Origin of the sequence: Streptomyces sp. NPDC052107 (assembly GCF_040680215.1) — a bacterium.
In the GTDB taxonomy this organism is placed as follows: domain Bacteria; phylum Actinomycetota; class Actinomycetes; order Streptomycetales; family Streptomycetaceae; genus Streptomyces.
Genome location: NZ_JBFAWG010000003.1, coordinates 1 through 12,090, shown reverse-complemented (window position 1 = coordinate 12,090; position 12,090 = coordinate 1). Strand labels below are relative to the sequence as shown.

Annotated in this window: 13 protein-coding genes; 4 read left to right on the top strand and 9 right to left on the bottom strand. The window is 70.8% G+C overall.

What is annotated here, in order from left to right; genetic code table 11:
- Positions 1-34 precede the first annotated feature (34 nt).
- From AB0M27_RS03800 to AB0M27_RS03790, 3 genes are all read left to right on the top strand, one after another.
- Positions 35-790, top strand: a complete 756-nt coding sequence (locus AB0M27_RS03800) for a GPP34 family phosphoprotein (protein ID WP_365717571.1) — start codon at positions 35-37, stop codon at positions 788-790.
- A gap of 274 nt (positions 791-1,064) precedes the next feature.
- Positions 1,065-1,922, top strand: coding sequence for a helix-turn-helix transcriptional regulator (locus AB0M27_RS03795; protein WP_228623226.1), 858 nt, complete (start codon positions 1,065-1,067; stop codon positions 1,920-1,922).
- 189 nt (positions 1,923-2,111) lie between these two features.
- Positions 2,112-2,303 carry a DUF397 domain-containing protein gene (locus tag AB0M27_RS03790; RefSeq protein WP_365717569.1) on the top strand — a complete coding sequence of 64 codons (192 nt, stop codon included), beginning with the start codon at positions 2,112-2,114 and terminating at the stop codon, positions 2,301-2,303.
- A gap of 124 nt (positions 2,304-2,427) precedes the next feature.
- Here the strand turns inward: AB0M27_RS03790 and AB0M27_RS03785 are convergent, their stop codons facing one another.
- The 3 genes from AB0M27_RS03785 to AB0M27_RS03775 all read right to left on the bottom strand — a co-directional run bounded on the left by AB0M27_RS03785 (position 2,428) and on the right by AB0M27_RS03775 (position 4,922).
- Positions 2,428-3,312, bottom strand: coding sequence for a MerR family transcriptional regulator (locus tag AB0M27_RS03785; RefSeq protein WP_365717567.1), 885 nt, complete (start codon positions 3,310-3,312; stop codon positions 2,428-2,430).
- 66 nt (positions 3,313-3,378) lie between these two features.
- Positions 3,379-3,867, bottom strand: a complete 489-nt coding sequence (locus AB0M27_RS03780) for a glutathione peroxidase (protein ID WP_365717564.1) — start codon at positions 3,865-3,867, stop codon at positions 3,379-3,381.
- Complete coding sequence (locus AB0M27_RS03775) at positions 3,864-4,922, bottom strand: helix-turn-helix domain-containing protein (RefSeq protein WP_365718172.1); 1,059 nt, start codon at positions 4,920-4,922, stop codon at positions 3,864-3,866. The genes AB0M27_RS03780 and AB0M27_RS03775 overlap by 4 nt, the downstream gene beginning before the upstream one ends.
- Before the next feature lie 85 nt (positions 4,923-5,007).
- Between AB0M27_RS03775 and AB0M27_RS03770 the strand changes: the two genes are divergently transcribed.
- On the top strand, positions 5,008-6,204 hold the full coding sequence (locus tag AB0M27_RS03770; RefSeq protein ID WP_365717562.1) for an MFS transporter: 1,197 nt from the start codon (positions 5,008-5,010) through the stop codon (positions 6,202-6,204).
- Here AB0M27_RS03770 and AB0M27_RS03765 read toward each other — a convergent pair.
- The 6 genes from AB0M27_RS03765 to AB0M27_RS03740 all read right to left on the bottom strand — a co-directional run bounded on the left by AB0M27_RS03765 (position 6,143) and on the right by AB0M27_RS03740 (position 11,176).
- Complete coding sequence (locus AB0M27_RS03765) at positions 6,143-6,976, bottom strand: slipin family protein (RefSeq protein ID WP_365717559.1); 834 nt, start codon at positions 6,974-6,976, stop codon at positions 6,143-6,145. The two genes, AB0M27_RS03770 and AB0M27_RS03765, sit on opposite strands and share 62 nt — an antisense overlap.
- 166 nt (positions 6,977-7,142) lie before the next feature.
- Positions 7,143-7,760 (bottom strand): hypothetical protein, encoded by a 618-nt coding sequence (locus tag AB0M27_RS03760; RefSeq protein ID WP_365717557.1) that lies wholly within the window; start codon positions 7,758-7,760, stop codon positions 7,143-7,145.
- Between the two features lie 170 nt (positions 7,761-7,930).
- The gene (locus tag AB0M27_RS03755) at positions 7,931-8,725 is read right to left on the bottom strand and encodes a hypothetical protein (protein ID WP_365717555.1); all 795 of its coding nucleotides are present in this window, start codon (positions 8,723-8,725) and stop codon (positions 7,931-7,933) included.
- Positions 8,722-9,330, bottom strand: a complete 609-nt coding sequence (locus tag AB0M27_RS03750; protein ID WP_365717553.1) for an RNA polymerase sigma factor — start codon at positions 9,328-9,330, stop codon at positions 8,722-8,724. Before AB0M27_RS03750 ends, AB0M27_RS03755 begins: the two co-directional genes overlap by 4 nt.
- Before the next feature lie 206 nt (positions 9,331-9,536).
- Entirely contained in the window at positions 9,537-10,391 is an 855-nt protein-coding gene (locus AB0M27_RS03745; protein WP_365717551.1) for a hypothetical protein, read from the bottom strand.
- Positions 10,392-10,795: 404 nt separating this feature from the next.
- On the bottom strand, positions 10,796-11,176 hold the full coding sequence (locus tag AB0M27_RS03740) for a hypothetical protein (RefSeq protein ID WP_365717549.1): 381 nt from the start codon (positions 11,174-11,176) through the stop codon (positions 10,796-10,798).
- Positions 11,177-12,090 lie beyond the last annotated feature (914 nt).

The following is a 12,090-nucleotide window of genomic DNA, read 5'->3' as shown; positions in this document are numbered from 1 at the left end:
TCACCCTGTCATTCATCCACGCGGGGAGGCATGGATGGGCAGGAGCCGCAGAACACTTCCGGAGGAGCTTCTGTTGCTCGCACTGGACCCGACCACGGGTACCACTGCGCAGCCGCAGTCGCTCGACCTCGGTCTGGCCGGAGCACAGCTAGTGGAGCTGGCGCTGGCCGGACGGATAGCCCCAGACGGGGATCGTATCGCCGTGGTGGTGCCACGGCCGACAGGAGATCCGACTCTGGACTGCGCGTTGGAGTTGCTGCGAAGGCGTGGCGCTCCCGTGCGTGCCGTCCATTGGATCGGCGGGCCCCGGCTGGGGCTCCGTCAGACGTATCTCTCGCATCTGGAGCGGTGCGGCATGGTGCATGCCGTGGCCGGTCAGATGTGCGGGGTGCTGCCGACGACTCGCTATCAGGCGACGGACAACGAGATCAGCCGGGAGATCAGGGCCCGGCTGGATTCCGCGATCCGCACCGGCGTACCGCCGGACCCGCGGACCGCGGCGCTCGCCGCCCTGGCGCACGCCGTCGGACTCGGCAAGCACCTGTATCCGGGGAACGAGGGACGGTCGTCCCGCTCCCGGCTGCGGGATCTGATCCGGCACGACCCCATGGGTGGTCTTGTCGCGCATGCCGTGATGGACGTGCAGAACGGGGCTGCCGCGCAGCCCCGCCGGGCAACGGCCGCCACCGGGCGGCAGGGCGCGGCCGGCGCCAGGACCGCGGCGGAACCCGCTCGGGGGGTTCCGATGCAGCCGCACCGCGGATCCATGGCACGCGCCGTGGCCCACTGAGCCGTAACCCCGGTTCTGGGCCGTAGCCCCGGCTCGCACAGACCGGTTCGGGAGCCGCTGGTCGGAGCGGGGCGGTGAGATCCTTCCCCGGGATCTCGCCGTCCCGCTCGACTGCGTCCGGGCACACCATCGGGTGGCGAGCCGTGGCGAACTGACGCGTACGCGCCGCATATCCACCATTTCCCAGCGGCAGAAAGCACCTTGGTGGCAGTCTGCTCAGCAGCAGATACGGAAAGTGTTAAGCAACAGGCAGGCAGCCGGAGGTGCACGTCCCGTGGCGTCCAATGTCAACCCCACCGTCAGGCGGCGCCGGCTGGGCCAGGAGCTGCGCAGGCTCCGGGAGCTCAAAGGCATGACGGCCGAGGAAGTGGCCGAGCGTCTGCTCGTGTCCCAGTCGAAGATCAGTCGGCTGGAGAACGGCCGGAGAAGCATCAGCCAGCGCGATGTGCGCGACCTGTGCGGGGTGTACGAGGTCGAGGACCAGCGGATCGTCGATTCGTTGATGGAGATGGCCCGGGACTCCCGGCAGCAGGGGTGGTGGCACACCTTCGGGGACATCCCGTACAGCGTGTACATCGGTCTGGAGACCGACGCCGAGTCGCTGCGGGTGTACGAACCCCAGCTGGTGACCGGTCTGTTGCAGACCCGCGCCTACGCGGAGGCCCTGGTGCAGGGCGCGTTGCCGGAGACGTCGACCGCCGAGATCGAGAAGCGTGTGCAGGTGCGCATGCGCCGACAGGAACGTATCACCGCCGAGAACAACCCGCTCCGGCTGTGGGTGGTGCTCGACGAGGCGGCGCTGAAGCGCGTCGTGGGCAGCAGGCTGGTGATGCGGGAGCAGCTGGACCATCTGATCGAGATGTCCCAGCTGCCGCACGTCACCGTGCAGGTGCTGCCGTTCGAGGTGGGCGCGCATCCGGGGCTCAACGGCCAGTACGCGATCCTGGAGTTCGCCGACGCGGCCGACTCCAGCGTGGTGTACCTGGAGGGCGTCACCAGCGACCTGTACCTGGAGAAGGCCCAGGACGTGCAGAAGTACGCCGTGATGTACGAGCATCTGCGGGCACAGTCCCTCAATGTGGAGCAATCCCGGCAGTTCATTGCAAAGGTGGCCAAGCAGTACGCCGAATGAACTGCTGTCACACAGGGCGCCGGATCGTACACCGTTGGTCCGCTCCAGTGGAAGGCTCCTCTGGAATATGCCATCCGGTTGAGTGAACGACTACTCCTACGAGGGCAGTTGCCCGGTAGCGTCGATCACGCCAATCAGTCGACAAGGTTGGCGTGAACCGCACTATCGCAACTCGCAACAGGAGTGGACATGGCACTGATTCAGGGCGCTTCGGAGACGTGGATGAAGTCCTCCTATTCCGCGGGCAACGGCGCCTGCGTCGAGGTCAAGTCGCCCACCGACGCCGAACTCGCCGTCCGTGACTCCAAGGTCCCCGAGGGCCCGATCCTGGCCTTCCCGGCCGGCGCGTGGAACGCCTTCGTGACCTCGGTCAAGGCCTAGGGGGCCCTCTGACCTTCGTCAGTAAGGACCCTCCGAGGAAAACAACTTCACAAGCACCACCAGAAGAGCCCTCTCGACCAGTCGCCGTCCTTGCCGAGAGGGCACCTTCTGTTTCGGGGCACGGTCAGGCGGCTTGCCTGGATCGCAGTACCGGGAACGCCACGTCGCACACCGGGTCCTCGGGGCCGGACGCGTCCCAGTCCGCCCAGTAGATCTCGCGGCAGGGACCGGCCATCTCCAGCCCCTCGCCCGCCATCCACTGCTCCACCGCCTCGAAGGCGGCCAGGATCTGCGGATGCGCCACCTGGGCCTTGGTGATCCGGGTGAAGGCCAGCCGGGCCGCCGGCTCCACCCGTACCGCCGTCTCCCAGGCGCGCCCCCGCTCGGCGGCCCACGCCCGGGCCGCCGCCTCGTCGGCCACCGGTACACAGGACTCCGCCGGGCCGTCGCTCTCCATCGACACCTCGGAGTGGTAGATCACGAACGGCGCGCCCGTCATGCCCCCGCACTCCCGCGCCGCCGCCTCCAGCCGGCCCAGCGACGCGCCGATCCACGTCGGCAGCTCGTCCGCCAGCGTGTGCCGCGACTCGGTGATCACCACCTGCGCCGGCACGTCCACGGTCTCGATCACGAACTTCTCGTACATCTCGGTGCTCCTCCCGGACAGTCGTCCACGGAGGTACTCGGCGAGCGTCCGCTGCCCGGCGACCCGGGCCTCCACGTCCGCCCAGTAGGCGGCGAGCCGGTCGGCGGCCTCGGGGCCCTCGGCGCCGAGCACCTCGGCGATCCGGGCCAGCGGCATGTCCAGCTGCCGCAGCAGGGCCACGAGACGGGCGCGTTCGGCCTGGCCGGCGCGGTAGTGGCGGTAGCCGGTCGTCTCGTCGACGTGCGCGGGCGTCAGCAGGCCGAGGCGGTCGTACAGGCGCAGCGCCTTGGCCGACAGCCGGGCCCGCGCGGCGAACGCGCCGATGGTGAGCAGGTCGTCGTCCACCGTGTCATCCTCCGTCACCGGGCGGATCCGCCGCCCGGTGACAGGGACGCTCGGCCCTGCCCCAGGGGCAAGGTCAAGCCGTGCTCAGCCGAGCTGGGCCTCGATGGCGGTCACGATCGCGTCCGACTCCGGTTCGGTCTGCGGCGAGAACCGGGCGACGACCGTGCCGTCCCGGCCGATCAGGAACTTCTCGAAGTTCCAGCGGATGTCGCCGCTGTGCCCCTCGGCGTCGGCGACGTCCACCAGACGCTCGTACAGCGGGTGCCGGCCCTCGCCGTTCACCTCGACCTTCTCGGTGAGCGGGAAGGTCACGCCGTACGTCGCCGAGCAGAACTCCGCGATCTCCTCGGCGGTGCCGGGCTCCTGGCCGAGGAACTGGTTGCAGGGCACGCCCAGCACGGTGAAGCCGCGGTCGGCGTACCGCTCCTGGAGCTGCTCCAGGCCCGTGTACTGGGGGGTGAGGCCGCACTTGGAGGCCACGTTGACGATGAGGACCGCCTTGCCGGCGTACTGGGCCAGGTTGGCGGAGCCGCCCTTCAGGGCGTCGATTTCGACATTCAGCACGTTGGTCATGCCTGGATGCTATGCGCCCACCGGGGTACCGGGCCGGGCCGCCCGGCGGCTGCGGGTCCGGCGTGATCACTCGCGCACTTCCCCGCGCCCCTTTGGGGTGCCTCCACCAGGACATCCCCGACAGGTGTCCGTGCGTACAGCACGGATCGTCCTGCCCTGCGCCGCTCCACCAGCCCCGCCTCCCGCAGCACCTTCAGATGGCGCCCCACCGAGCCCAGCCCCTGTCCCGTCACCGCCGTCAGCTGGGTGGTGCTCATGGGCGAGGCGAGCAGGAGGAGGATCTCGGCCCGGGCGGCGCCGAGGAGCGCGCCCAGAGCGGACGGGACGGGTCTGGTGCCGACGTCGGCGAGGGCACCGGCGCAGGGGTAGACCGCCGCGTAGCGCACCCCGTCGTCCCAGGCCACCCAGCCCGCCCGCTGCACGGACACCGGTACGAAGATCAGCTCCGCCCCGGAGATCTCGCGGGGCGGGTACTCGTGCAGGTTGATCTGGAGCCGGTTCTCGCCGAGCCAGCGGGTGCGTCCGGGCCGCAGCGCGTCCAGCACGCTCACCCAGCCGCCCCGGCTGACCTGTGCGGTCCGCGCGACCACGTCCGCCTCCAGCACCCGCCGGCGCCGCTCCCAGGACGGCCGTACGGTCGCCTCCCACACCCACTCCAGCAGGGCGGCCGCCCGCTCGGGCAGGTCGTCCCGGTCCAGCTCGGCGGGAAGCGGGCCGGCGAGCGCGGTGCGCAGATGGGCGCGGGCCGCGTCGGGTGCCGTCGAGCGGACCCGGGCGACCTCGTCCGCGAACGCCTCCCCGCCGCGGGGCGCCGGGGTGAGGAAGTCGGCGATCCAGTCCCGCCCGAGCCCGGCCCGTACCAGCCGTGCCGTCACCGGGTCCGCCGCCAGTAGGGCGCGGTAGGCGGGCAGATGGGTGCGCAGCCACTCCTGCTCACCGGGATGCGCGCCGTCCGTCGCGTGCAGCAGCTTCAGACAGGCGAAGGTCTCGGCGAGCGGCGAGACGACGAATCGGCTGCGGACCAGCGTGTCCGCGTTGAGCTGCCACCAGCCCACTTCGGCACCCCCCACGGCCGTACGACCTTTCGCGCTGCGGCGAAACAATAACGGGCACGTCCGCGACCGGCCGAGACTCCCCGGCATGTCCAGCTACCGATCCCTGCTCCGCACCCCGGAGTTCACCCCGCTCTTTCTCGGCTCGGCCGCGCAGACCGCCGCGCAGACCGTCGGCGGGCTGGCCCTGGGCACGCTCGTGTACCAGGCCACCGGCTCGCCGCTGCTGTCGGCGGTGAGCATGTTCGGCCCGTCGCTGGCCCAGGTGCTGGGCGCGACCTTCCTGCTGTCCGGCGCCGACCGGCTGCCCCCGCGTACGGCGCTGTCCGTGATCGCGCTGGCCTTCGCGGCCGGTACGGCGGTGCAGGCGGCGCCCGGGCTGCCGGTCGGCGCGGTCTTCGGCGTCGTCCTGGTGCTGGGGCTCGTGGCCTCCCTCGGCGGCGGGGTCCGCTGGGGCCTGCTGAACGAGATCCTCACGAAGGACGGTTATCTGCCGGGGCGCTCGCTGTTCAACATGATGAGCGGGCTGATGCAGATCGCCGGTTTCGCCACCGGCGGCGCCCTGCTCGGCATGCTCTCCTCGCGCGTCTGCCTGCTGCTGTCGGCGGCGCTGTACCTGCTGGCCGCGCTGGCGCTGCGGCTCGGCCTGACCGCCCGGCCGCCGAGGACGGTCGGACGTACGTCCCCTGCGGCCACCTGGCGCACCAACGCCCTGCTGTGGTCGTCCCGCCCGCGCCGCCTCACCTACCTGGGCCTGTGGCTGCCCAACGGCCTGGTCGTCGGCTGCGAGTCCCTGTACGTGTCGTACGCGCCGCACGCCGCCGGCACCCTGTTCGCCTGCGGGGCGTTCGGCATGTTCGCCGGCGATGTGACGGTGGGCCGGCTGCTGCCGCCGGCGATACGGCGCCGCCTGGCCACGCCCCTGTTGCTGTTGCTGGCGACGCCGTACCTGGTGTTCTGCGCGCACCCGCCGCTGCCGCTGGCGGCGGTGTGCGTGACGGTCGCCTCCGTGGGCTTCGGCGCGAGTCTCGTCCAACAGGAGCGGCTGATGGACCTGACACCGGGGGAGCTCGCCGGACAGGCCCTGGGACTGCACTCGTCCGGCATGCTGACCATGCAGGGGGTGAGCGCCGCGCTGGCCGGCGCGGTGGCCCAACTCACCTCGCCCGCCGCCGGGATGACGGTGATGGCGGCGGGCTCGGTGTGTGTGACGCTGGCGTTGGCTACGGCTGCTCGGCGCTCTCCGGAGCCGGGGCGGGAGCCGGCTGCTGCCGAGGCACACTGAGGTCGGCGTCGATCTTCTGCACGGCCCGGTCGAAGTAGCGCAGCAGCTCGACCGGGAACGGCATCACGAGGGTCGAGTTCTTCTCGGCGGCGACCTCGACGACCGTCTGGAGGAGCCGCAGCTGCATGGCCTCCGGCGTGTCGGCCATGATCCTGGAGGCGTTGGCGAGCTGCTGTGCGGCCTGGAACTCACCGTCGGCGGTGATGACCCGGGCCCGCCGCTCCCGCTCGGCCTCGGCCTGCCGGGACATGGACCGCTTCAGCGACTCGGGCAGCTGTACGTCCTTGATCTCGACCCGGTCGATGTGAATCCCCCACCCGGCGGCGGGGCTGTCGATCATCAGGGCCAGCCCTTCGTGCAGCCGCTCCCGGTCACTCAACAGGTCGTCCAGATCGCTCTTGCCGATGATGGACCGCAGCGAGGACTGGGCGACCTGCCCGACGGCGAAGACGTAGTCCTGGACCTCGATGGCCGCGCGCACCGGATCGGTCACCCGGAAGTAGACGACGGCGTCGACCTTCACCGACACGTTGTCCTTGGTGATGCCCTCCTGGGTGGGCACGGGCATGGTCACGATCTGCACGTTCACCTTGCGCATACGGTCGGCGAAGGGGATCAGGAAGGTGACGCCGGGCGACCGGTGTTCCGGCAGGGCCTTGCCCCACCGGAACACGACCCCGCGTTCCACCTGGTTGACCACCCGCATACCGCTCTTCAGCACCAGCAGCGCCAACAGCGCTACCGCGACGACCGCCACCACGGTGCCTTCCATCGCACTCCATTCCTCGCAACGGCACGGACACCGGGAAGGACACCTGTGGTGGCGGGATGGATGCGGCCACCCGCGTCATGAGTACGTCAAGAATCCGTTGAGGAGTCGGTCCGCAGAGCCACCGGCCCGTGAACCCTCCGGCCCGTGGACCCACCGGGCGGAGCTGTCACCACCACCCGTCGTCGCAGACCACCCGGAAGCTGCCCACGGCGCCGTCGTCACCGAAATTGAACAGGCTCCTGTGGGAGGTACTGGTCACCACACCGCTGGTCTGGCCGTGGGGACCCACGACGGCGACCGGAGCGCCGTTGTCACAGTTGAAGCCCCGGAAGATCTCGATGGTCTTCCGGCTGTCGTTGAACACGCTGAAGCTGTTGGAGCCCAGTCCGCTGGCCGCGGTGATGCAGCCCTCGGCGGCGGCGGAGTACGTACGTTCGTTGAAGTAGATCCTCCCGTAGTCCCCTCTGCCGGGGCCGGGGCCGGGGCCGGGGCCGGGGCCGGGGCCGGGGCCGCCGCCGTCGCGTCCTCCGTTCCCGGCACGGCCTTCGCTCTTCTGTCCGCTTGCTTTCGTGTCGTTCGAGGAAGCCGCGGTAGGGGCAGCTCGTCGGACGGGCCGGGCCACCGGGTGGGCAGGATGGGCCGCCGGGTGGGCAGCATGGGCCGCCCGGTGGACAGGCGGGGACGCCGGGGTGGATTCGACGGTCGAGGCGTAGGTGATGCCGGCGGCTGCGAGGACGGTCGCGCCTACTCCGGCGCCGATCGCAGCAAAAGTACGCGGGGCCATGTCACTTCTCTCTGTCTCACGGACGTCGGCCCGGACGACCGACCTTCGTTGAACGTACCGACAGCTCTTATGACTGGCATTCCGGATATGTCCGAGGGTGTGAAGTCGTGAGCCCAGCCGGGTGGAAGTCCGGAGGAACGCCGTTCGTTGTGCGGCGACCTATGGGCTGGTTATGGCTGGTTGTCGGAGGACCCGGACCCCTTGGACGGCTTGGCCTCGGCGCTCGGCCTCCCCTGGCCCTTCCCCGCCTTGTCGGCGTTCTTCGTCTTGCCGGTCTTCTTGGCCTTGTCCGTCTTCGTCGGCGTCGGGGGCGCGTCGTCCGCAGCCCCGGTCAACTGAGCGCAGTATCCCGGCACTTGTCGTTCACCGCCCGCAGCGCGGACAAGGCGTTGCCATGCCGTGGCGTCCAGGGCATGGCCACGGCCCTTGATCCGCTCGTAGGCACGGCAGTGGGCCTGGATGTCCTTTGCGGTGGCGGGGCGTGAAGGAAACGCGGTAGGTGCCGTCCCGGCTCCGGTGGACGGGGAGCCCTGTTCGCCAGGGGTGGATGTGGCCGGCCGACGCGTGCTGTGGCTGGTGACTGCCTCGGGAGCGTGGTGGTGCCGTGCGCCGTCGACCACGCCGACGGAGGCGACGGCGACACCGCCCAGCAGGGTGCCGGCCGCGAGGACAAGGGCGCCGCCGCGCGCCCAACGCTGCGTTCGCGTCCTCGGACGCCAGTCGTCCCGGCGCCGGGTACGCACGGCCTTGTCGTTCGCCGTGCGTGCGGTGCGGAAGGCGGCGAGGGCGGCCTGTTCCGCACTGCCGTCCACGGGCTGCCGACGCAGCGCCTCACCGATCCGCTCGGCGATGACGTCCAGGCCGGACGGGGCGTCGCGTTCGGTTGTGGTGCCGAGGCGTCGGGCGTCCTCGGGCCGGTGACCCTCGCCGCTCAACCGTTCGTCTCCGTTTCGGTGGGTACTCATCCCGGTTCCCCCGGCGTCCGCGCGACATCGCGTGTCACCTCGGTGGTGTCCAGCAGTCGGGCGAGGCTCCTCAGGCCACGACGGGCCAGGACCCGTACGACGAGGACGGGCCTGCCCATGACCCGGGCGACCGCCGGCTCGTCGAGGCGTACGACATGGCGAAGCAGAACCGCCTCGGCCTGGGCGCGGGGCAGCCGGGCGACCAGGGCCTGGACCGTCCCGGCGGACAGAACGGCTCCGGGCGGGGAGTGGTTGGTGTGGTCTGCGGTCGGGGGCGTGCTGGTGCTGGCCGGGCGGGGTGGTGTGCCGCGACGCAGGAGGCGGCCGCGCGCATGGCGCCGGGCGATGCTCGCCGTCCAGCCGCGGAATCCGTGTCCGTCGCCACGAAACCGCGGCAACTCGCGGGCGATGTCCCGCCAGACAGCGGCGGCGACGTCCTCGGCACCTTCACCCAGGAGCCCACGCAGGTAACCGTGCAGGCCGGGCTGGACCGCTCGGTACACCACCGAGAAGGCCGCCTCGTCACCGTCCTGGGCCCGCGCAAGCGCCGTGCTCAGCGCGAGATCATCGGCCGACAGGCGCTGAACACGCCCTTCGTTTCGCACGATCGATCCGTCCCCCACTGGCCGAGCAACGCCCCCGGAGCGTACGGCACGTCACACCGGCCGCCCAAATAATCCGTGGCCACTGCACACAACGATCCCGCGCAAACACGTCCGTGCCCGCGCGTAAGGACGAACTCCTTACGGGGTACGGCCTTCAGCGCGCGACGCGAGCGACAGGGCACGCCCGCCGCCGGGCGCAGGCGTGGTCAGCCGAGGCACAACGCGAGCAGGCAGACCTCCGTCGGCGATGTGGACGCCCGTGAGGGGCTGGTCCGGGACATGCCCGGCTTCGTGCTGTCGCCTGACGCGGGCGCCGGCCGCTGTTCCGCCGTCGTACCGGAGGGGGAGGGGGCCTTGTCGCCGGCCGCCGGGGCGGTGCTCCGCGGCTGGGGGGCCGGCGTCGCGGCCGGGCGGGCAGCAGTCACGGTGTCCGGCCGGGCGATCGGTGGTGGAGTGCGGGGCGATGCCGCGAGGGACTGCTGCCGCGGTGTGTTGGTCGCCGTCGGCGGCTGCGGCCGGGAAGGGGCGTGCGAGGGCCGGTGAGTGTGCTGGGCGGTCGCCGGTGCGGCGGCCGGACGGTTCTGCTCGGGCGTCTGCTCCTGCACGGCGCCCGTCCTGCGGTCGTCCGGCGCCACAGCCGCCGGAGCCCGGTCGGCGGGGTGCCGGTCCACCATGGCGATGGTCAGGCCGCCTCCGACGAGTGCGACAACGCTCGCGACCGCCGCCCGGCGTCTGTTGTTCCTCCAGCGGGCCGGCCGGCGACGGCGTGCCGCACGCCCCCGCCGCGCGGGCGGCGGGTCCTCGACACCGGCGGTGACGTGCGGGACCACGTCCGCGGCAGCGCTCGACTCCGCCTCGCCGTCCAGAAGGCTGTCGTGCCATGTGCCGGAGCCCGCGGGGTCCCGGTGAGCCGTTGTGGCCGGTGCGGCGCTTGTCATCGCCGGGGCCGGCCCGCTGCGGCCGTCGGCGGCGCGCGGGGCGATGTCCGGGGCGTAGGCGCCGCAACCGGGGCACACCAGGGCCCCGTTGAGGTGCCGACGGCATGTGGAGCAGTAATCCATCTGCGGTTTCCGGTCTTCCTGGTTCGACGTGCCGCCGGCCCACCTGGGCCACGGCCTGGTCCTTGGGTCAGGACGGGACACACGGACGTATCCGCGCCGAGTCCGTCCACGGCAGCGAGTCCGCCTAGGGCGCCGCCCCGCGCCACTCCGGCTGACCGGCCGCGGCGGCTCCGCCGCGGTAATCCCGGTGAGGAGCTTGCTGACCCGCACCCCGCCCGGTCAGCAATTCCGCTGCCTGGTGCTGCGTGTGTTGCGCGGCGAGTTGAGCTGCGGCGACGACGTCACCGCGTTCTCGTATCAGGTCCGCATAGATCGGAGTGTGATCGTTTTCGGTTGAGCTGTGTGTCATGGTCGGCCCAGTTTCATGGCGATCAATAAAGATCAGTTATGCGGCCGGTCCACTGTCAGGCTCGGTTGAGCCGGGCAGCGATCCCGTGCCCGATCAGCAAATAAATGACGGCCGGGAGGCCGTAATTAAGGACAACGCGTAGACCCTCTGTGTCCATCGTGAAAATGTCCTGTGACCACCAGGACAGCCAGTCCGCCGTGCCCCGCACGAATTCGACGAACACATTGGCGCGGTTCGCGTCGAGCAGGAACAACAGGATCCACAGGCCCAGCAGAGCCGCCGCCGTGTCCGCGATCGTGCAGATGGTGATGGTCGTACGCCGCGTGGTGGCCCGACGGCGCACAGCGCGGTCCGGCCCCGAGGGCTCGTTGTATGCCTGGTATCCGGGAACCGGGTCGATGTTGCTCACGGGAAATCCGATCTGACGTAGTGCCATGTCTGCGTGCTCATGCCGGGGCGCCGGAATTCAACCGAGTCGGCACCCCGCTTCTCCCTGCTTCTGCGTTCCGCGTGCACTACGGCGTTACACCGCCGTCTGTGATGCCCCAAATATGGTGGCCTATACAGCCACTTGCCCAAATGTGCATGTGCCAGGGCACTTTTCCGGACCGAATGGAGGGAGTGATTCGGGTGCCGCGAAAGTCCTCGGCCTCCGGTGTTTGCATAATTCATGACCAGGTTATGAAGGAGATCGGTGCTTCTCTTCATGGAGATGTGGGTCCAGAAACCATCTCCGTCTCCCCGTGACACTCCTGACGTGCGGTTCGCTGTGAGAAGTGACCCCGGGCGGGGTCATGGCGCCCGTCCTCCGGGGGGAGGCTTTGGAGGCGCCGACGTGCAGGGGCAGGCCCGGTTCCCCCCGTATCCGGGCCTGCCCCCGCTCTCCCGGCTCGTAGAGCCGTGTGGCGGTGGGTGCCGCAGGGGTGTGACGGCCCGGCACTCCAGTGCGCTGTACGAGTGGGCCCAGGATCCCAAGGACCCAGGCCCCCGGGGCCCTCAGGGACCCCAAAGGCCCCGCGGCACCCGCTCGCCCCCGATTCCGAGCGGGTGGTCGCGCAATGAGGGGCAGGCAGGCGAGTCCCCCGTCGCCTGCCTGCCCCATGCGCATCCCTCGGGAGGCGCCCGGTCCGAGAGGGAGTGCGCGTCGACCCGGGCGACCGGAACCCGAATGACCGCGAACCACAACCGTCGGGCATGGGGGGAACTACGAGCAACGCGACGATCCGGTGATCGGGGTGGGTGTGCAGGGTCTGCCGGCGGACCGCTACGAGTTGCAGGAGCTGCTGGGGCGCGGCGCGATGGGCGAGGTGTGGCGGGCCCGCGACCACCTCCTCGGGCGGCCCGTGGCGG

Bases quoted from the DNA above. Each gene is read 5' to 3' on its own strand.
- AB0M27_RS03765 (WP_365717559.1), bottom strand. From the start codon at position 6,976: ATGGAAGGCACCGTGGTGGCGGTCGTCGCGGTAGCGCTGTTGGCGCTG.
- AB0M27_RS03755 (WP_365717555.1), bottom strand. From the start codon at position 8,725: ATGAGTACCCACCGAAACGGAGACGAACGGTTGAGCGGCGAGGGTCAC.
- AB0M27_RS03770 (WP_365717562.1), top strand. From the start codon at position 5,008: ATGTCCAGCTACCGATCCCTGCTCCGCACCCCGGAGTTCACCCCGCTC.
- AB0M27_RS03800 (WP_365717571.1), top strand. From the start codon at position 35: ATGGGCAGGAGCCGCAGAACACTTCCGGAGGAGCTTCTGTTGCTCGCA.
- AB0M27_RS03780 (WP_365717564.1), bottom strand. From the start codon at position 3,867: ATGACCAACGTGCTGAATGTCGAAATCGACGCCCTGAAGGGCGGCTCC.
- AB0M27_RS03740 (WP_365717549.1), bottom strand. From the start codon at position 11,176: ATGGCACTACGTCAGATCGGATTTCCCGTGAGCAACATCGACCCGGTT.
- AB0M27_RS03790 (WP_365717569.1), top strand. From the start codon at position 2,112: ATGGCACTGATTCAGGGCGCTTCGGAGACGTGGATGAAGTCCTCCTAT.
- AB0M27_RS03760 (WP_365717557.1), bottom strand. From the start codon at position 7,760: ATGGCCCCGCGTACTTTTGCTGCGATCGGCGCCGGAGTAGGCGCGACC.
- AB0M27_RS03745 (WP_365717551.1), bottom strand. From the start codon at position 10,391: ATGGATTACTGCTCCACATGCCGTCGGCACCTCAACGGGGCCCTGGTG.